This window comes from Streptomyces sp. PA03-6a (assembly GCF_033792765.1).
In the GTDB taxonomy this organism is placed as follows: Bacteria; Actinomycetota; Actinomycetes; order Streptomycetales; family Streptomycetaceae; genus Actinacidiphila.
In genome coordinates this window covers 14074-32273 of the sequence record NZ_JARAVK010000097.1, presented here as the reverse complement: position 1 = coordinate 32273, position 18200 = coordinate 14074, and the positions used below count along the sequence as shown (strand labels likewise).

The 18200-nt window shown below is 73.6% G+C and carries 16 protein-coding genes; 7 read left to right on the top strand and 9 right to left on the bottom strand.

Annotated elements, in window-relative coordinates; all coding sequences use genetic code 11:
- Nucleotides 1-218 precede the first annotated feature (218 nt).
- Nucleotides 219-3308 (top strand): glycoside hydrolase family 78 protein, encoded by a 3090-nt coding sequence (locus PV350_RS23000; protein ID WP_500335784.1) that lies wholly within the window; start codon nucleotides 219-221, stop codon nucleotides 3306-3308.
- 79 nt (nucleotides 3309-3387) lie between these two features.
- Here PV350_RS23000 and PV350_RS22995 read toward each other — a convergent pair whose 3' ends face one another.
- The 3 genes from PV350_RS22995 to PV350_RS22985 form a co-directional block, all read right to left on the bottom strand.
- Nucleotides 3388-4149 carry a helical backbone metal receptor gene (locus PV350_RS22995; RefSeq protein ID WP_499510902.1) on the bottom strand — a complete coding sequence of 254 codons (762 nt, stop codon included), beginning with the start codon at nucleotides 4147-4149 and terminating at the stop codon, nucleotides 3388-3390.
- Nucleotides 4150-4256: 107 nt separating this feature from the next.
- Complete coding sequence (locus tag PV350_RS22990; RefSeq protein WP_500335782.1) at nucleotides 4257-6056, bottom strand: ABC transporter permease/substrate binding protein; 1800 nt, start codon at nucleotides 6054-6056, stop codon at nucleotides 4257-4259.
- Complete coding sequence (locus PV350_RS22985) at nucleotides 6049-7182, bottom strand: quaternary amine ABC transporter ATP-binding protein (protein WP_500335786.1); 1134 nt, start codon at nucleotides 7180-7182, stop codon at nucleotides 6049-6051. The genes PV350_RS22990 and PV350_RS22985 overlap by 8 nt, the downstream gene beginning before the upstream one ends.
- A gap of 175 nt (nucleotides 7183-7357) precedes the next feature.
- Here PV350_RS22985 and PV350_RS22980 point away from each other — a divergent pair, with 175 nt between their 5' ends.
- A complete protein-coding gene (locus PV350_RS22980) occupies nucleotides 7358-8275 on the top strand; it encodes a 5'-3' exonuclease (RefSeq protein WP_499516779.1) in 918 nt (305 codons plus the stop codon).
- On the opposite strand, the gene PV350_RS22975 is transcribed toward PV350_RS22980, so the two are convergent.
- Nucleotides 8244-9602, bottom strand: a complete 1359-nt coding sequence (locus PV350_RS22975) for a cytochrome P450 (RefSeq protein WP_500335780.1) — start codon at nucleotides 9600-9602, stop codon at nucleotides 8244-8246. The two genes, PV350_RS22980 and PV350_RS22975, sit on opposite strands and share 32 nt — an antisense overlap.
- 165 nt (nucleotides 9603-9767) lie before the next feature.
- Between PV350_RS22975 and PV350_RS22970 the strand changes: the two genes are divergently transcribed.
- The gene (locus tag PV350_RS22970) at nucleotides 9768-10622 is read left to right on the top strand and encodes a siderophore-interacting protein (RefSeq protein WP_499510905.1); all 855 of its coding nucleotides are present in this window, start codon (nucleotides 9768-9770) and stop codon (nucleotides 10620-10622) included.
- Nucleotides 10623-10687: 65 nt separating this feature from the next.
- Here the strand turns inward: PV350_RS22970 and PV350_RS22965 are convergent, their stop codons facing one another.
- The 3 genes from PV350_RS22965 to PV350_RS22955 all read right to left on the bottom strand — a co-directional run bounded on the left by PV350_RS22965 (nucleotide 10688) and on the right by PV350_RS22955 (nucleotide 13454).
- Nucleotides 10688-11464: an ABC transporter permease gene (locus PV350_RS22965; protein WP_499510906.1), complete on the bottom strand. Its 777-nt coding sequence runs from the start codon at nucleotides 11462-11464 to the stop codon at nucleotides 10688-10690.
- Nucleotides 11461-12489, bottom strand: a complete 1029-nt coding sequence (locus tag PV350_RS22960) for an ATP-binding cassette domain-containing protein (protein ID WP_499510907.1) — start codon at nucleotides 12487-12489, stop codon at nucleotides 11461-11463. Before PV350_RS22960 ends, PV350_RS22965 begins: the two co-directional genes overlap by 4 nt.
- Nucleotides 12490-12746: 257 nt before the next feature.
- Nucleotides 12747-13454 (bottom strand): PadR family transcriptional regulator, encoded by a 708-nt coding sequence (locus PV350_RS22955; protein ID WP_499510908.1) that lies wholly within the window; start codon nucleotides 13452-13454, stop codon nucleotides 12747-12749.
- Between the two features lie 222 nt (nucleotides 13455-13676).
- On the opposite strand from PV350_RS22955, the gene PV350_RS22950 reads away from it, so the two are divergent.
- A complete protein-coding gene (locus PV350_RS22950; RefSeq protein ID WP_499510909.1) occupies nucleotides 13677-15245 on the top strand; it encodes an amino acid permease in 1569 nt (522 codons plus the stop codon).
- 119 nt (nucleotides 15246-15364) lie between these two features.
- Nucleotides 15365-15592 carry a DUF6011 domain-containing protein gene (locus PV350_RS22945; RefSeq protein ID WP_499510910.1) on the top strand — a complete coding sequence of 76 codons (228 nt, stop codon included), beginning with the start codon at nucleotides 15365-15367 and terminating at the stop codon, nucleotides 15590-15592.
- Nucleotides 15593-15605: 13 nt separating this feature from the next.
- On the opposite strand, the gene PV350_RS22940 is transcribed toward PV350_RS22945, so the two are convergent.
- Entirely contained in the window at nucleotides 15606-15902 is a 297-nt protein-coding gene (locus PV350_RS22940; RefSeq protein WP_499510911.1) for a hypothetical protein, read from the bottom strand.
- Nucleotides 15903-16160: 258 nt separating this feature from the next.
- Between PV350_RS22940 and PV350_RS22935 the strand changes: the two genes are divergently transcribed.
- Both PV350_RS22935 and PV350_RS22930 read left to right on the top strand, forming a co-directional pair.
- Nucleotides 16161-16403, top strand: coding sequence for a DUF5325 family protein (locus PV350_RS22935; protein ID WP_500335776.1), 243 nt, complete (start codon nucleotides 16161-16163; stop codon nucleotides 16401-16403).
- 3 nt (nucleotides 16404-16406) lie between these two features.
- A complete protein-coding gene (locus tag PV350_RS22930) occupies nucleotides 16407-17348 on the top strand; it encodes an ADP-ribosylglycohydrolase family protein (protein ID WP_500335775.1) in 942 nt (313 codons plus the stop codon).
- A 15-nt stretch (nucleotides 17349-17363) separates the two neighbouring features.
- Here the strand turns inward: PV350_RS22930 and PV350_RS22925 are convergent, their stop codons facing one another.
- Nucleotides 17364-18041, bottom strand: a complete 678-nt coding sequence (locus tag PV350_RS22925) for a TetR/AcrR family transcriptional regulator (protein ID WP_499510914.1) — start codon at nucleotides 18039-18041, stop codon at nucleotides 17364-17366.
- Between the last annotated feature and the right edge of the window lie 159 nt (nucleotides 18042-18200).

The window sequence follows — 18200 nt, the reverse complement described above, 5'->3', positions numbered from 1 at the left end:
CGCCTGGGGCGGGGGCACCCCGCCACAGGCGCGAACACCCCGCACACAAACAACCGGGCAGCCCGGCGCAGCCGCCCGCAACCACAACGGCGCCGCACACGAAGGGGCGTTGACAGCGCAACGGCGCCCTGCCTAGGCTCACCCCGGTCACAGGATTGAAACGTATCAATAACATACGCCTGCGGATTGAAACGTTCTAACCCCGCCGAGAGGTGTCCATGAAACGACGTCCGCCCATCCCCCGCCGCCGCCTCACCCTCCTCGCGCTCTCCCTCGGCCTGACGCTCGCCGCCGCCACGCCCCAGGCCTACGCCGACCACGCGCACGCGCCCCGCAACCACGCCCCGGGCGCCCCCGGCGGCCTGACGGTCGACGACCGCACCGACCCGCTCGCCATCGACGCCGCGCCGCGCTTCGGCTGGCTGCCCCGCGACAGCGACTCCGACGAGGCCCAGACCGCCTACCAGGTCGTCGTGCGCGTCCCCGGCGGCCGCACCGTCTGGGACAGCGGCAAGGTCCGCGGTTCCGAACAGTCCTGGGTGCCGTACGGCGGGCCCGCGCTGGCGCCGGGGACGGCGTACCAGTGGAAGGTGCGGACGTGGGACCGCGCGGGGGAGGCCTCGCCCTACTCGACCGGTGCGTCCTTCGGCACGGGCCTCACGGACCAGGACTGGTCGGGCGCCCAGTGGATCCGCCGTCCCGCCACCGGGAACGACGCGAGCAACGAGTGGACGGCGGCCCGCAAGGTCGTCCGGGTGTCCGCGGGCAGCCCCGTGGTCGGCACCCGGGTGTACGTCGCGGCCGCCGGCGACTGGCAGGTCGACGTCGACGGCAAGACCGTGCAGCGCAGTTCGTCCTACGAGTACGCCGGCGAGGGCTTCTACGACGTCGCCGCCGTCAAGGGCGTCAAGGCGGGCCGGGACCTGGCCGTGGGCGTGCTGACGCACTACTGGTCCTGCAAGTGCCAGGGCCGGGCCAACGGCCCGAACGCCCCCGAGGGCCCCTCCGGGCTGCTGGTCAAGGTGGTGGTCGAGCACGCGGACGGCACCCGCGACGTGGCGGTCTCCGACGGCACCTGGAAGGTCCACCGCTACGAGCCGCAGCGGGTCGAGACCCTGACCTACCGCAACGGCGACGCCGGTGACCGCGTGGAGTACTACGACGCCACGGTCGAGCCGGCCGGCTGGAACACCCCCAACTACGACGACTCCGGCTGGGCCGCGGCCACCGTCATCGGCGCCCACCCGCGGCCGAACCCGGACAACTGCGCTCCCTACGAGGGCGGTTCGTCCCCCTGCGCCTTCACCCACCTGTCGGCGCTGCAGGCCCACCTGACGCAGGAGACCGTCCACCCGGTCTCGCTGCTGCACCTGCCCGACGGCACCGTCCTCGCCGACTTCGGCAAGGTGTACGCCGCGGTGCCCTCGGTACGGCTGCGTTCCGGCACCGCCGGCCGGCAGCTGACGTTCACCACCAGCTACCGGCGCAGCAACTCCACGCTGACCGCCGCCGTGCGGGCCGGGGACGCCTCCGTGACGTTGGCGAACGCGGCGAACGTCCATGCCGGCGACGAGATCGTGGTGGACGCGCCCGCCACGGGGTACGGCGCCGGGCACCCCGAGATGCGCACCGTGAGCGCGGTGGACGGCACGACGGTGACCCTGGACCGTCCCCTGGGCAAGGACCACGCCGCCGCGAGCTGGGTGGAGAACTCCCGCGCGGGTACGTCGGGTCTGGACACCCAGGGCAGCAACATGCGGTTCTTCTACACCGAGAAGGACGGTCCGCAGACCGCACGGGCCTTCACCTACTGGGGCTGGCGCTACCTGCAGATCAGCGACCCGGGCGAGAAGCTGACCACGCGGGACGTCGCCGCCGTCGTCCAGAACACCGACGCGGCCCACCCCGCGACGTTCCGCAGCAGCGACGGCACCTTGGACCAGGTCTTCTCGCTGATGCAGCGTTCGGCGCTGCAGTCCGCGCAGAACGTCTTCCTGGACACCCCGACCCGTGAGAAGGGCCAGTTCCTCGGCGACACCGTGGACGAGTCGTTCGCGACGATGGCCGCGTCGGGCGAGCGCAGCCTGACCCGTCAGGCCATCGAGTCCTTCATGAACTCCCAGGCCCGCTACTGGCCCAATGGCGCCCTGAACTCCGTCTACCCCAACGGGGACGCCAAGCGGGACATCCCCGACTACACCGAGATGTTCCCCGAGTGGGTGATGCGCTACTACCGCACCACGGGCGACCGTGAACTGCTCGCCCGGGCCCTGCCCGTGATGCGCAACGTCGCCGACTACGTCTCCTCGGCGGTGGACGACCGCGGTCTGGTCGCCGACCTGCCCGGCGGCAGCGGCGCCTACCTGCACGGCATCATCGACTGGCCCGCCCCGATGCGGTACGGCTACGTCACCGACGGCAACGTGAACCGCACCGTCGTCAACGCCCTCGGGGTGGGCGCGATGCGGTCGGTGGCCGAGGCCGCCGACGCGCTCGGCGACCACGCCACCCGGGACGTCTACGCCGGCCGCGCGGACGAGCTGACGGCGGCAATGCGGGAGCGGCTGCGCGACGGCGGCACCGGGCTGTGGTCGGACGGTCTGTCCTCGGACGGCGCCCTGATCGCGCATCAGGGCGAGCACGCGCAGAGCTTCCCGGTCGCCTACGGCGTCGCGGAACCCTCGGAGTACGCCGCGCTGGGCGCGGAGCTGTCCCGGCAGGGGATGCGGCAGGGGCCGATGACGCTGCGGACCCTGCTGGAGGCGCTGCGGGTCGTCGACCGGCCGGACACGCTGGTGCGGATCCTCACCGATCCCTCCGCCGACGGGCCCGCGCAGGTCCTGGCCGAGGGCGGCACCTTCCTGTGGGAGCAGTGGACTCCGGGGTGCTCGATCAGTGACTGCGCGCCCGGCCAGGTCTCGCAGAGCAGCAGCGAGAGCATGTCGCACGGCTGGGGCGGCGCGGGTGTCGTCGGGGTGCTGGAGGGCGTGCTCGGCCTCACGGTGACCAGCCCGGGCGGCGCGTCGGTGCGGATCGCCCCGGCGGATTCGGGCGTGAGCCACGCCTCGGGCAGCCAGTGGACCGAGCGCGGCACCGTCGGCGTCGACTGGCGCCGGAACCGGCACGGGGTGGACACGACGGTCGAGGTGCCGGTCAACGTGACGGCGACGGTCGCGCTGCCCGTGGTGGCGGGCGGCCGTTACACCGCCGCCGGGAGCCACGCCACGTACCTGGGTGTCCAGGACGGCCGGGCCGTCTACCGGGTCGGGTCCGGGCGCACGGTCTTCACGGCCGTGGCGCGCGGCTGACCCCAGGTCCCTCCCCGGCGCACGCGACGGCCACGGGCCCGCGTGCGCCGGGGGGCTTCCACGGCGCGGGCGCCCCGGGTCAGCCGCCGCGCCGGGCGGGGGCGGGGCCGGCGAGGGCGGCGGCGAGCACGGCCGGCGCCTCGGCCAGGGACGGGCCGTACCAGGTGAGGTGACGGCCGCTGACCAGGGCCGCGGGTATGTCCGGGAACGCCTCGGGCCCGTCCTCCGCGGTGAACCGGTACGGCTCGTCCGGGAGCACGACGAGGTCCGCCCCGCTGCCGGTGAGCTCGTCGACCGGCACCCGCGGATACCGCTCCTGGTGGGTCCCGTAAACGTTCTCGACGCCCAGCCGGGCCAGCAGGTCGCCGGCGAAGGTGTCCCGGCCGAGCACCATCCACGGCCGGCGCCAGACGGGCACGACGGCCTTGCGGGGGTGGGCCGGGGGCTGCAGCGACGCCCAGGTCTTCTCCGCGGCGTCGAGCCAGGCCGGGCGTGGCAGGCCGCAGGCCTCGACGACGACGCGGTGCAGTTCCCGGAAGGCCTGCGGAAGGCTGCGCACCTCCGTGACCAGCACCGTCAGCCCCGCCGCGCGCAGCGCCGCGAGGTCGGGCTCGCGGTTCTCCTCCTCGTTGGCGATCACCAGGTCGGGAGCGAGCCGCACGATCTCCGCGATGTCGGGATTCTTCGTGCCCCGTACCCGCGTGACGCGCAGGTCGGCCGGCTGGTTGCACCAGTCGGTCGCGCCCACGAGCAGGGCGGGCGCCGTGGTCGCCACCGCCTCGGTGAGCGAGGGGACGAGGGAGACCACACGCCGTGCGGGGCCGGAGTCGCGACGGGTCATGTCCCCCACCGTATCCATCCCCGCGGGACGGGGAGGGCCGGACGGCGCGGCTCCGGCACGAGGGAGGGGAAGTGCCGGGTGCCGCGCCGTCCGGGGTCGGGGTCCGGTCAGCCGACCGGGGCGAGCCGGTCCGTGAGACCGGGGTGGGCGTCGAGCCAGTCGCGGACGCCGTCCTGCTCGTGGCCCTGGCCGGCCTTGTGGACGGCGCCTTCCAGCCCGGTCAGCTCCTTCTCGCTCAGCTCGAAGTCCCGGAGCCACTTCGCGACCTTCGGCTCGTCGCCGGCGAAGCCGCCCCGGGCGAGGGTGTGGATGCCGTCGCCCTTGCCCCAGGCGCCGAGCGGGTCCTTCAGCTTCTTCAGACTGTGCTCGTCGTAGGCCCAGTGCGGGGACCACAGGGTGACCACGACGGGCTCCTTCGCCTTGATGGAGCGGTCGAGCTGGGCGAGCATGCTGGCGGTCGAGCCGGTGGTGACCTCGTACTCGCCTGCCAGGCCGTACCGGTCCAGGACGGTGTCGTTGAGCATCTTCATCATCCCGGCGCCCGGCTCGATGCCGATGATCCGGCCGCCGAACTGCTTGCCCTTGCCCTTGAGGTCGGCCAGCGAATCGATGCCCTTGACGTAGGACGGCACCGTCAGTTCGAGCGAGGTGGGGCCGTACCAGGAGCCGTAGTCGTCCAGCTCGTTCTTGTACTTCTCCCAGTACGACCGGTGCGTCACGGGCAGCCAGGAGTCGGTCTCGAAGTCGACCCGCCCCGCGGACATGCCGGTGTACAGGGCGCCGACGTCGTACTGGGTGACCTTCGGCTCGTACCCGCGGCGTTCCAGCAGCTCCTTCCACAGGTAGGTGGAGGCGACGCCCTCGTCCCAGGGGATGTAGCCGATGTCGACCTGACGGCCCTTGCCGACGTCGTCGGCCTCGGGGACGGCGGTCCCCTCGTCGGCGGCGCCGAAGACGTTCACCCCGCCGGCGACCAGGGCGAGGGCGACGATGCCGACGACGGCGACGGAGGTCTGCGGGCGGTACTTCCACAGCTGCAGACCGCGCGGGGAGGCGGCCGCGGCCATCGCCCGCCGGCCCAGCGGGGAGACCCGGGTGCCGAGGGCGCCGGTGACGCGGTCCAGGTACATGGCGAGGATGACCACGGACAGGCCCGCCTCGAAGCCGAGGCCGATGTCGACCTGGCTGATGGCGGTGAAGACCGAGGCGCCCAGACCGCCGCCGCCGACCATGCCGGAGATGACGACCATGGACAGCGCCAGCATGATCACCTGGTTGACGCCCGCCATGATCGTGGGGAGCGCGAGCGGCAGCTGCACCCGCAGCAGGGTGCTGCGCGGGGCGGTGCCGAAGGCCTCCGCGGCCTCGACGAGCTCGCCGTCGACCTGCCGGATGCCGAGCTCGGTCATGCGCACGCCCGGCGGCAGGGAGAAGACGATGGTGGCGATGATCCCGGGCACCTGGCCGACGCCGAAGAAGAAGATGCCGGGGATCAGGTAGACGAAGGCGGGCATCGTCTGCATGAAGTCCAGTACCGGGCGCAGTGCGGCGGAGACGGTGCGGTTGCGCGCCGACCAGATGCCGAGCGGCACGGCGAGCACGATGGTGATCACGGTGGCGACCAGCACCAGGGACAGGGTGTCCATGGCCTCGTCCCACTGCTGCACGGAGACGACGACGGCCAAGCCCGCGAAGGAGAGCACGCCCGCGGTCAGACCGCGCAGCCACAGCGCGAGGACCGCGAGGATGCCGGCGAGCAGCAGCGGCGCGGGGGCCTGCAGGACGGCGTCCAGGCCGTCGTACATGCCGGAGACGACGGCGCTGATGAGGTCGAAGAGCGGACCGAAGTGGTCGCGCAGGTAGGTGACGGCGCTGTCGGTCCAGTCGCCGAGGGGCAGCCTAGGCACGCGCCGCCTCCTTCCGCGGCCGGCCCGGCACCCTGGGCGCGGCGTCCTTCGCGGGCGGGGCGGCGGCCGCCTGCGCCGTGTCGTCGGTGCACGGCGTCACCGGTCCGTCGTGGTCGCCGAGTGCGGCCAGCAGCCGGTCCTTGGCGATCACACCGACCACGTCGCCGGCCTCGTCGCGGACGGCCACGGGGTGCGGGACCCGCGCGCTGACCGGCAGGACGTCGGCGAGCGCGGTGCGCGGGGTGACCGTCTCGCAGCGGCAGTCGCCCGCGTCGGGGCGGTGCGGGGGCTCCATGACGGTGCCGGCGGTCAGCACGCGGGAACGGTCGACGTCGTGCACGAAGGAGCTGACGTACTCGTCGGCGGGGCGCAGCAGGATGTCCTCGGGGGAACCGATCTGGACGATGCGCCCGTCGCGCATGACGGCGACGCGGTCGCCGAGGCGCATGGCCTCGTTGAGGTCGTGGGTGATGAAGACGATGGTCTTCTTCAGGCTGCGCTGCAGCTCGATCAGCTGGTCCTGCATGTCACGGCGGATCAGCGGGTCCAGGGCGCTGAAGGACTCGTCCATGAGGAGCACGTCGGCGTCGGTGGCCAGGGCGCGGGCCAGGCCCACGCGCTGCTGCATGCCGCCGGAGAGCTCGTCGGGCCAGGAGTCGCCCCAGCCGGACAGGCCGGTGAGTTCCAGGGCCCGCGCGGCGCGCTCCTCGCGTTCCTTGCGGCCGACGCCCTGCACCTCCAGGCCGTACGCGGCGTTCTGGAGCACGCTGCGGTGCGGGAAGAGCGCGAAGTGCTGGAAGACCATGCTGATGCCGTGCGAGCGCACGCGGCGCAGTTCGCGGGCGCTGAGTGCGGTGAGGTCCCGGCCGTCGAAGAGCGCCCGCCCCGCGGTGGGGGGATTCAGCCCGTTGAGCGTGCGCAGCAGCGTGGACTTGCCCGACCCGGACAGGCCCATGACGACGAAGATCTCGCCCTCGCGGACGTCGAAGCTCGCGTCGATCACCGCGGCGGTCGTACCGCTCCCGCGCAGTTCGTCGCGTCCGGCTCCGGCCTCCAGACGGCGCACGCCGTCCTCGGGGTCGGCACCGAACACCTTGTACAGATGCTCTGCCTGCAGCCTGTACACATACACCTCACGTGTCGTAGGGAGGACGACCGGCTGCCCCCGCACGCAGGTCGCGGAGCGCTCCTGTCCCGCTCCGGGACGGCGGCTGCCCCGACCCGGGCGGGGCAAACCGTTCCGTGACGGAGGTCACGGTGTCGGCGGCGTGCGGCATCATCGGCGTGTGACTCGACGCCTGATGCTCCTGGACACCGCCAGCCTCTACTTCCGCGCGTACTTCGGCGTGCCCGACTCGGTGCGCGCGCCGGACGGCACGCCGGTCAACGCCGTGCGCGGCCTGCTGGACTTCATCGCCCGCCTGGTCGCCGACCACTCCCCCGACGACCTGGTGGCCTGCATGGACGCGGACTGGCGGCCGCAGTGGCGGGTGGACCTGATCCCCTCGTACAAGGCGCACCGCGTCGCCGAGGAGGTCCCCGGCGGCTCGGACGTCGAGGAGGTCCCGGACACCCTGTCGCCGCAGGTCCCGGTGATCGAGGCGGTGCTGGACGCGCTGGGCATCGCCCGGGTGGGTGTCGCCGGCTACGAGGCGGACGACGTGATCGGCACCCTGACGGGCCGGGCGCCCGGCCCGGTGGACATCGTGACGGGTGACCGCGACCTGTTCCAGCTGGTGGACGACGCCCGCGGGGTGCGGGTGCTGTACCCGCTCAAGGGCGTCGGCTCGCTGGACGTGGTGGACGAGGCCTGGCTGCGCGGCAAGTACGGCGTGGACGGCCCCGGTTACGCGGACCTGGCGCTGCTGCGCGGCGACCCGAGCGACGGCCTGCCGGGCGTGCCGGGCATCGGCGAGAAGACGGCGGCGAAGCTGCTGGAGGCGTACGGCGACCTGGCCGGGATCATGGCCGCCGCCCACGACCCCGCCTCGAAGGTCACCCCGGCGCAGCGCAAGCGGCTGCAGGAGGCCGGGGACTACGTGGCCGTCGCACCCAAGGTGGTGCGGGTGGCCTCCGACGTGCCGCTGCCGGAGTTCACCCCGCAGCTGCCGCGGGAGCCGCGCCGGCCTCAGGAGCTGGCCGCGCTGGCCGAGCGCTGGGGGCTGGGCGGCTCGCTGCAGCGGCTGCTCAGCGTGCTGGGGCCGGAACGGGCCGGGTGACGGCGAGGACGTCCCGGTCGGGCTGGAGGGTGAGGCCGACGGTGGGGCGGATCTCCTCGTCGCCGGTGTCCAGGTGGAAGCGGCTGCCGAGGGTGGCCAGCACGATCACCGCCTCGACCATCGCGAAGCGCGCGCCGAGGCAGGCCCGGGTGCCCCCGCCGAAGGGGAACCAGGTGTGGTCGGTGACCGGGTCGGGCGCCCCGTCCAGCCAGCGCTCGGGGCGGAACTCCTCGGGCTCCGGCCACCAGCGCGGGTCGCGGTGGGTGGCCCAGGGGCTGATCCAGACCTGGGTGCCGGCCGGGACGGGCTCACCGCCGAGGGTGGCGCCCTCCCCCGCGACCGCGAGGTTGAGCCAGACCGTGGGCCGCACGCGCAGGGTCTCCTTCACGACGGCCTCGGTCCAGCGCAGTTCCGCGTAGTCGTCGAAGCCCGGGGTGCGGCCGCCGAGCACCCGGTCCAGTTCCTCGGTGAGCGCCTCACGCGCCTGAGGGTTGCGGGACAGCAGGTGCCAGGCCCAGGTCAGGGTGGTGGCGGTGGTCTCGTGCCCCGCGTTGTAGAGGGTGACGGTCTCGTCCCTGATCTCCCTGTCGGTGAGCGGGACGCCGTGTTCGTCGACGGCGGCCAGCAACCGGCTGAGCAGGTCGTCGCGTTCGCCGCCGGCCTCACGGCGGACGGCGACGATCCGGGCGACCTCGGCGTCGAGGGTGTCGACGGCGGCCTTGAAGCGGATCCGCCCCGGGGTGCGGAACCAGTCGGGCAGCATCGCGCCCAGTCCGCGGAACTCGGCGCCCATCTGCTGCTGGGCGGCGTCCATGCAGCGGCCGATGACCTCCTCGCGGACGGCGGCGTCGGTGCCGAACACGGTCCGTACGGCGATGCGCTGGGTCAGCCCGGTCATCTCGCGGCGCACGTCGATCCGTTCGCCCCCGTTCCAGCGGTCGGCGACCTCCCGTGCGCAGTCGGCCATGGTCGCCGCGTACGCGCGCACCTGCTTGGGCCGTACCGAGGGCTGGACGAGGGAGCGCTTGCGGCGCCAGTCGGCGCCCTTGGCCACCACGACCCCCTCGCCCATCAGGTAGCGGAAGGACCAGCCGAGGTCGGGCAGCGAGAAGGTGGACTCGCGGGCCGAGAGCAGTTCCCCGATGAGCGCGGGATCATTGAGGAAGCGCGCGGGGGTGCGGCCCATGGCCCAGGTGACCTGCCCGGACCCGCACTCGCGGAGCGCGGTGAAGAAGGCGAGCGGGTCCTTGGCGAACTGCGGGAGGTTCCCCAGCAGCGGCACCCCGCGCGGTCCTGCGGTGATCGCGGTGGCGGTGTCGGAACCCATGTGCGCCGGCCTCCCGGGTAGCGTCTGATCGCGTCCGTCCCATCAAAATCGGAGAACGGCGGATCGGAACCGGTGTTCGAAGATCTCGTGATCTTTCCGAGACCGGGCTGCACAGGGCGGGCCAGATGGGTTAGGCTTGCCTAACTTAGTGCGAGGAGTGTGCTCATGGCAGACCGTCCGGTGCGCAGGAAGCCGCAGCTCAACCGCGCGCGGGTGCAGCACGTGGAACGGCTGACCCCGCACATGATCCGCGTGGTCCTCGGCGGTGAGGGCCTGGCGGGATTCCCCGTGGGCGAGTACAGCGACCACTACATCAAGCTGCTGTTCCCGGTCGAGGGCGTGCGCTACCCCGAGCCGTTCGACATCCAGCGGATCCGCGCCGAGTTCCCCCGCGACCAGTGGCCGCGCATCCGGACGTACACCGTGCGCCGGTGGAACGCGGAGGCGCGCGAGCTGACGGTCGACTTCGTGTACCACGGCGACGAGGGCCTGGCCGGCCCGTGGGCCGCGCGCGTCCAGCCCGGCGAGGAGGTGCTCTTCCTCGGGCCCGGCGGCGCCTACGCGCCCGGCTCCGCGGCCGACTGGCATCTGCTCGTGGGCGACGAGAGCGCGCTGCCGGCGATCGCCGCCTCGCTGGAGCGGCTGCCCGAGGGCGCTCCCGCCCGGGTGTTCGTCGAGGTGTCCGGCCCGGAGGAGGAGCAGAAGCTCCCCACGCCCGGCAACGCCGAGGTCACCTGGGTGCACCGCGGCTCCCGGCCGGTGGGCGAGGCCCTGCTCCACGTCGTGTCCGGGCTGGAGTTCCCGCCGGGTGACGTGCAGGCCTTCGTCCACGGCGAGGCGGGCTTCGTCAAGCAGCTGCGCCGTCTGCTGCGCGTCGAGCTGGGCGTGCCGCGTGAACGGCTGTCGATCTCGGGGTACTGGCGCACCGGCCACGACGAGGACGGCTGGCAGGCCTCCAAGCCCGAGTGGAACCGCCGCATCGAGGAGGAGCAGGAGCCGCCGCGGGCGCTCGCTTCCTGACGTCGCGTACGCACCAGGCGTGACCCCGCCGTGGGGTCACGCCCGGTCGTCGTACCGGCCGGGTCTCAGACCGACTTCTGGTACGAGCGGAAGGTGCGGGTCGACAGCCCGACCGCGGCGACCGCCACCACCAGCAGCGCGCCGCCGCGGGTGAGCACCGCACCCCAGTCGGGGCTGTCGGCCATCGCGGAACGGCTCGCGACGAGCGCCCAGTTCATCGGGTTGACGTCGGCGACGTGCCGCATCCAGGACGGCATCAGCGCGGGCGCCATGAAGGCGGAGGACAGGAAGGTCAGCGGCAGCAGCAGGAAGGTGTTGATGCCGATGATGCTCTCGCGCTGCCGCACCAGCATGCCCATGGCGTTGGAGAACGCCCCGACCAGCGTGCCCAGCAGCACCGACGCCACGACGAGCACCAGCAGCCCGACGGCGCCGCCGGGGTAGTCGGCGCCGCCGAGCTTGCCGAGGGCGACGATGGCGACGGACTGCAGGGCGGTGCTGAGCCCCTGGGAGACGACGTTGCCGTTGATGAGCGCGGCGCGGCTGACCGGGGTGGTGAGGAAGCGGTTGAGGGTGCCGCGCTCGATCTCCTCCAGCGTGCCCATGCCGGCCCACATGCTGGAGGACAGCGCGCTCATCACGACCACGCCCGGGACGAGGTAGTCCAGGTACGATCCGCCGCCGAAGCCGGGCAGCTCCACCACGCGGCGGAAGAGCGCGCCGAACAGGAAGAGCCAGATCACCGGCTGCACCAAGGTGATGAGCAGGTACGCGGGCTGGCGCCAGAACGCCATGAGATGACGCTGCGTCATGTACCAGGTCTGGGTGAGCGCGACGCTCATCGGGCACCTCCGGCGGGCGCGGGGACGGTCGCGGACCCGGCCGCGGGGGTGGCGGTGTCGGCGTCGGCGAACCGGCGCCCGGCGTAGCGGAGGTACACGTCGTCCAGCGAGGGCCGGGCGACGGTGACGGAGGCGACGGCGGCGCCTTCGCGCTCCAGGACGGCGAGCACGTGCGGCACGGCCGCGGCGCCGTCGTCGGCGCGGGCGCTGAGCCGGCGGCCGTCCAGCCGTGCCTCGCGCACGCCCGCGAACTCGCCGAGTGCCGTCTCCAGGAGGTGGGCGTCGACCGGGCCGGCCGGCTCGCGTAGTTCCACGTGCACGGCGTCGCCGCGCAGTTCGCCCTTGAGCCCGTCGGGGGTGCCCTCGGCGACGACCCGGCCGCGGTCGACGATCGCGATGCGCCCGGCGAGCCGGTCGGCCTCCTCCAGGTAGTGCGTGGTGAGCAGGATGGTGAGGCCGTCGTCGCCCGCCAGGCGCGCGATCTCCTCCCACATCGCGGTGCGCGCCTCGGGGTCGAGGCCGGTGGTCGGCTCGTCGAGGAAGAGCACCTCGGGACGGTGGACCAGACCGAGCGCGACGTCCAGGCGCCGCTGCATGCCGCCGGAGTAGGTCTTCACCGGCCGCGCCGCGGCGTCGGCCAGGTCGAAGCGGGTGAGGAGCTCCTCGACGCGGCGGTCGAGCGCGGCGCCGCGCAGCCCGTACAGCCGGCCCTGCAGCCGCAGGTTCTCCGCGCCCGTGGCGACCGGGTCGGCGCCCGACCTCTGGGCGACGACACCGATGGCCCGGCGCACCCGGTCGGGGTGGCGCAGGGCGTCGTGACCCGCGACGAGGGCGGTGCCGGAGTCGGGACGGGCCAGGGTGGTCAGGATCTTCACCGTGGTGGACTTCCCGGCGCCGTTGGGGCCGAGCAGCCCGAAGACGGTACCGGGCTCCACGGTGACGCCCATCCCGTCGAGGGCGCGCACGTCCCCGGGATAGGTCTTGACGAGGTCGTGCGCCACGATCGCGGGCGCGCGTGTGCTCATGACAGATTCCTCCGCCTGCCAAGGGGGCCGTGCCTGCACGGCCCGGTGGTCGGTCGGTTCGCGGGCCCGTGACGGGCCGCACGGTGGCCCTGGTGAACGGGCCTTCCACGAACGGCCGGACCGATCGGCGGGGGGACTGCCGGGCTATCCTGGGTGTGCCGCACCTCGATCGCCTGGCGACTGTTCCCGCAGCCGTCCGGTCCGGGGTCACCGCCCCCGGCGCGCGCTGTTCCCGCAGCGAGCGCCGGGGGCGTTCCTCATGTCGGTGTCGCGTCGGGGCCGCTCCGCCTCCGCAGCTCCTCCCTGAAGTGCCGCGCGGTGGCCGATTCCTCGGCCCCCTCCTCGGACTCCGTCCAGGCTTCGGGCATCTCACCGGTCTCATGCCAGCGCCGCCACTCGGCGGCGCCGGAGATGGTCCCCTTCCCGAGTTCGCCGAGGAAGCCGCGGATCCACTGCGCCTCGGCCTCGAGCATGTGGACCTGGTACTCGGTCTCGATCAGGAACATCCGCGGCAGGTCGTGCCGGAGCCTGGCGAGCACGCCGTGGACGCCGGCCGCCTGCACCTCCAGCTTCGCGACCCGCTCGGTGAGCAGGTCGACCACCTCGTCGGCGGGCAGCACGAGCAGCAGCGACAGCGCCGCCTCGAAGGCCGGGTACTCACGCACCGGGACGGCGACCAGGTCGGCGAGCCAGTCGTGCAGCTCCTCCCGGCCGGCCTCGGTCAGCCCGTAGAGCGTGCGCTCGGGGCGGTTGCCCTGCCGCTGCACGCCGGTGACTTCCACGAAGCCGTGCTTCTCGAGGTTCTGCACGACGGTGTAGAGCGAGCCGTAATTGATCTTGATGCTCTGCTCCTTGCCCCGCTGCCGCAGCACCTGGGCGATCTCGTACGGATGCATGGGGCGTTCGCCGAGCGTCGCCATGACGGCGAGGGCCAGCGGGTTGCCGAGCTTGCGGCGCTTGGCCATGCCCGTATACCTCCGCACACTCGCTCCCGTATATCCGCGACCGAACATATCGCGAGTCACCCATCCTGACAAGCGCGATACATCGCGAATCGCGGGAAGGGTCGCGCCGGCCCGACGGCGGTGAGCACCTTGGAGCGTCGCGGACATGAACGTGACACGCGGGCGAAATGGACCGCCCCTAATTTCTGTCACCCGACAGGAATCCAGCGACAGGGGTCCGCCATGACCACCACCGCACCGTCCGCGCCCTCCGCTCCCCCGCCGCCCCCGCCGGCCTCCGACGACGGCACCCTCGCCGGCTTCGGCTACCGCCAGGAACTGCACCGCAGCATGGGGCGCTACGCCTCCTTCGCCGCGGGCTTCTCCTTCATCTCCGTCCTGACGACGGTCTTCCAGTTCTTCGCCTTCGGCTTCTCCTCCGGCGGTGCCGCCTTCTTCTGGACCTGGCCCGCGGTGCTCGCCGGGCAGCTGCTGGTCGCCGCCTGCTTCGCCGAACTCGCCGCCCGCTACCCGCTGTCCGGGGCGATCTACCAGTGGTCGACCCGGCTCAGCACACCGACGTGGGGCTGGTTCGCCGGATGGATCATGGTGATCGGCCAGGTGGTGGTCGTGGCGGCCGCCGCGCTCGCCCTGCAGGTCGTCCTGCCCGCGATCTGGCCGGGCTTCCAGGTCCTCGGCGGCGATCCGGCGCCCACCACCGCGACCGGGGCGGCCAACGCGGCGCTGCTCGGCGTGGTGCTGCTGGCCCTCACGACCGTGGTCAACACGCTCGACAACCGGGTCATGTCGGCCGTCAACCGCGTCGGCGTCACCGCGGAGATCATCGGCGCGGGCCTCATCGTCGTCCTGCTGTTCACGCACGCCGAGCGCGGCCCCGGCGTCACCCTCCACACCGGCGGCCAGGGCGGCGCCGTCGGCGCGCTCCTCGTCGGCTCCTTCACCGCCGCGTACGTCCTCATCGGTTTCGACAGCGCCGGCGAGATGAGCGAGGAGACGCGCTCGCCGCGCCGCACCGCCCCGCGCACCATCCTCACCGCCCTCGCCGCGGCCGGCGCCCTCGGCGGACTGCTCCTGCTCGGCGGACTGCTCGCCGCCCCGAGCCTCACCGACGGGCGGCTCGCGACGGAGGGCCTGAGCTACGTCCTGACCAGCAGCCTCGGCGCGGGCGTCGGGAAGGCCCTGCTGGCCGACGTCGCCGTCGCCATCGCCGTGGCCACGCTCGCCATCCAGACCGCCGGCACCCGCATGCTCTTCTCCATGGCCCGCGACGGCGTCCTCCCGTTCTCCGCCCGCCTGTCCCGGGTCTCGCCCCGCACCGGCATGCCCGTCGCGCCCGCGCTCGTCGTCGGTGTCGCGGCGGCCGCGCTCTGCCTGCTCAACCTCCTGTCCCCGGACGCCTTCCTGGCCATCGGCACCACCTGCATCGCCATGCTGTACCTGGCCTACGCCATGGTCACCGGCCCGATGCTGCTGCGCCGGCTGCGCGGCGAGCGCTTCGGCGCCGGCGGGACGGACGAGCGGGGCCGCCCGCTGTTCTCCCTAGGCCGCTGGGGCCTGCCCGTCAACGCGCTGGCCCTGCTCTACGGGCTGGTCATGACGGTCAACCTCGCCTGGCCGCGGGCCGCGGTCTACGACCCGGCCGGCGGCCACTGGTACTTCCAGTGGTTCACCGTGCTGTTCCTGCTGGGCAGCGTGGGTGCGGGGATCGCGTGGCGGCTGCTGAGGGCGCGTCCGGCACGCTCGGCGGAGAACGCCCGCCTCACCGAGGCCCTCCCGGAACCGACCCGGTAGGCACGGCAGTTCGAGGGCACGACGCCCCTCCCCGTCTCGACCTCGGGGAGGGGCGTACGGCACCAGTGTCGCACCGGCCACCGACAGTGGCCGGGGGCCGGCGCTGCCACACTGGCCGCATGGCCGTACCCGCACCCGAGCCGTCACCCCTGCCCGGCCTGTCGCCCGAAGGGCAGCCGGCGCAGGAGCGCCCGACCGTCCTCTGCGCCGACTGCCACCGGCCCCTCACCGCGCACGACGCCCGGCTGTGGGGCCGGGGCCGCGGCTGCCGGCGCAAACACGGACTCGGCACGGCGCCGCGGACCGGGCGCTTCGACGTCGAGCAGGAGCAACTGCCGGGGACGTGAACACGTGCCCGGGCTATGCCACGGGAACGAACGGCTTCTTGCACACGAGGCAGATCATCTTCCGCTGCCACTCCGCGTTCGCGCGCTTCGCGGCCGCCACCCTGCCCCGTTCCCGCAGACCCCACACGACGCCGACGACGGCCACCAGCAGCCCGGCGAGGATCGCGCCCGACACGAGCAGCGCCACCCCCGACAGGAGCAGTCCCAGCGGCCACGCGAAGGCACCCTCGGCCTTCGGCGGCCGTCCGAGATCAGCCTTCAACGGCGAACCCGGCTCGACCGTCGCCTCGAACAACTGCAGGCTCTGCACCCGCGTCGACCCGCACGACTCGTTCGTGCACCGCAATTCCGCCATCAACGCCCCCGATTCGACTGCCGGATGACGGAAGCGTGGGGCTCACCGGCCCATGGTCACCATCCGTCGGGCGTGGGGTGTGAGGCGACTCACTATTCATCGACAAACCGACAAGGCGCCTGCCTCGCCCGGGCGCCGGGCGCTCGCGGCCCCAAGCACGTCCGCGGCCGACCCGATGCCTCGCCTGCCGTGGCGGACGCGTACGGTACAGCCGTGAAATCCGCGCACTGGACCGCCGTGGTCCTGGCCCTCGCCGCGCTCGCCGTCGTCGTCGGTGTCGTCGTCGCTGTCGCCGAGGGCAATCACGCCCCGGTCGTCATGCCCTCACTGCCCATCACGGTGCTCCTGCCCGTCGGCCTCGGGCTCGGAGCCCGCCACGCGTGGCGTAAGGCGACCGGGCGCGGCACGCCGTCCGTCGGCGTGGACCACCGTGCATGGCAGTCGCGCGGCCGGTGACAAATGACGCACCGTAAGGAACGCGCTGCGGGCGCGATCGTCGGATCGGCCGTCGGCGACGCGCTCGGCGCGCCCTTCGAGTTCGGCCCGGCGGGCGCGTTCAGTGCCCGCTTCCCCGCACCGGGCGCCGGTGCCGAGATGTGCGGAGGCGGCGGCTGGGACCCCGGTGAGGCCACCGACGACACGCAGATGGCGGTGCTCGTGGCCGACTCCCTGCTGGAGTCGGGCACGCTCGACCTCCCCGACGTCTTCGCGCGGTTCGTGCGGTGGGCGGCCGCCGACCCCAAGGACATCGGCCTGCAGACCGAGGCCGTCCTGACCTCCGGCGACCCCTGGGACCTGGCCGCGGCGGTGCACTTCCAGACGCATCACCGGGCGGCGGGCAACGGCGCCCTGATGCGGGCCGCCCCCGCCGCCGTCCACTTCGCCGGACACGGACGCGCGGCCTCCCTGGACGCCGCACGCAGGATCGCCGCCCTCACCCACGGCGACCGCGCCGCATGGGAGGGCAGCGCGATCCTCCACGACCTGGTACGCGTGGCCCTCGACGGCGGCGACCCGGTCGCCCCCGCCGTCGTGGCCGACGCGCTGGCGCAGGTCCCCGAGCCCTTCCACGAGCGGTGGGCCGCCGTCCTCGCGCCCGGCTGGCACCCCGGCCTGGCCACGGAGTTCAACGGCGCCGTCTGGCCGTGCCTCGGTTCGGCGGTCTGGGCCGTGCGGGCCACCGGCGGCTTCGAGGCCGCGCTGCGTGCCGCGGTCGACCTGGGCGGCGACACCGGCACCGTCGCCGCCGTCACGGGGACCCTCGCCGGCGCGGTGTACGGCCTCGCTGCCGTACCCGAGCGCTGGACGGCCCACCTGCACGTGCCGGTACCGGGCTGGCCCGGCCGCGTCCTGCGCGTCGCCGACCTGATCGCCCTGGCGGCCCGGCTGACCGGGGACTGACCTCCCGGGGCCGCGTCACACCGCCAGCAGGGCCTCGCCCTCGCGGTGCAGGGCGGCCAGGCCGCCGTCCGGGCAGCCGGCGACGCGCAGCGCCGCGTCGGCGGTCGCGGAGGCGAAGGCCGGCCCGTCGGGGATCGGGTTGTCGCGCCGGATGAGGATGACGCCCTCGATGAGGCCGAAGACGAGGTCGGCACGGACCGCGAGGTCGGCGGTGCCGAGCGCGGCGCCCGGCACCGTGGCGGCCAGCAGGGCGGCGTAGGCGGCCTTCAACTCGTCCCGCACGGCGCGGAAACCGGCGAAGCGCTCGGCACGGACCTCGGGGAGCAGGTAGAGCGCGCCGAGGTTGTGCGGCCCCCCGCACAACAGGGCGACGTCCGCCCGGCACAGCGCCCACAGCCGGGCCTCGGCAGGGGCGTCCGTGCGGGCGACGAGCGAGTGCGCGAGGTCCAGGGACGGGCGGACGGTGCCCTCCAGGAGCGCGGCGAGGAGGTCCTCCTTGCCGCCGAAGTAGTGGTACATCGAGGCCTGCCGCATCCCGGCGCGCTCGGCGACGGCGCGGGTCGTGGTGGCCGCGTAGCCCTGTGTGCTGAACAGTTCGGCCGCGGCGGCCAGCAGTTCCTCGCGGGCGGTCAGGCCGCTGTCCGGCCGCGCCTGCGCGCGCGGCCGCCCGACACGCCGTCCCGTGGTGCTCACGCCTCGATCCTCGCACAGCCACCCGGACACCCGGCGGCCCCGGCCCCCGCACGCGGGACGGCACACGGCACGGGTGCCGCCGAGCGCCCGTCCGCCGCCCGGCCCCGCGGCGAACCCCGAAGTGACCGGTGCCGCCCGGCGCCCGGGCGACGCCCCGGC

What these genes read in the sequence shown, in the direction of transcription:
- PV350_RS22995 (WP_499510902.1), bottom strand. Translation starts at nt 4,149, where the DNA reads ATGACCCGTCGCGACTCCGGCCCCGCACGGCGTGTGGTCTCCCTCGTC.
- PV350_RS22955 (WP_499510908.1), bottom strand. Translation starts at nt 13,454, where the DNA reads ATGGCCAAGCGCCGCAAGCTCGGCAACCCGCTGGCCCTCGCCGTCATG.
- PV350_RS22970 (WP_499510905.1), top strand. Translation starts at nt 9,768, where the DNA reads ATGGCAGACCGTCCGGTGCGCAGGAAGCCGCAGCTCAACCGCGCGCGG.
- PV350_RS22975 (WP_500335780.1), bottom strand. Translation starts at nt 9,602, where the DNA reads ATGGGTTCCGACACCGCCACCGCGATCACCGCAGGACCGCGCGGGGTG.
- PV350_RS23000 (WP_500335784.1), top strand. Translation starts at nt 219, where the DNA reads ATGAAACGACGTCCGCCCATCCCCCGCCGCCGCCTCACCCTCCTCGCG.
- PV350_RS22980 (WP_499516779.1), top strand. Translation starts at nt 7,358, where the DNA reads ATGCTCCTGGACACCGCCAGCCTCTACTTCCGCGCGTACTTCGGCGTG.
- PV350_RS22950 (WP_499510909.1), top strand. Translation starts at nt 13,677, where the DNA reads ATGACCACCACCGCACCGTCCGCGCCCTCCGCTCCCCCGCCGCCCCCG.
- PV350_RS22945 (WP_499510910.1), top strand. Translation starts at nt 15,365, where the DNA reads ATGGCCGTACCCGCACCCGAGCCGTCACCCCTGCCCGGCCTGTCGCCC.
- PV350_RS22965 (WP_499510906.1), bottom strand. Translation starts at nt 11,464, where the DNA reads ATGAGCGTCGCGCTCACCCAGACCTGGTACATGACGCAGCGTCATCTC.
- PV350_RS22960 (WP_499510907.1), bottom strand. Translation starts at nt 12,489, where the DNA reads ATGAGCACACGCGCGCCCGCGATCGTGGCGCACGACCTCGTCAAGACC.
- PV350_RS22930 (WP_500335775.1), top strand. Translation starts at nt 16,407, where the DNA reads ATGACGCACCGTAAGGAACGCGCTGCGGGCGCGATCGTCGGATCGGCC.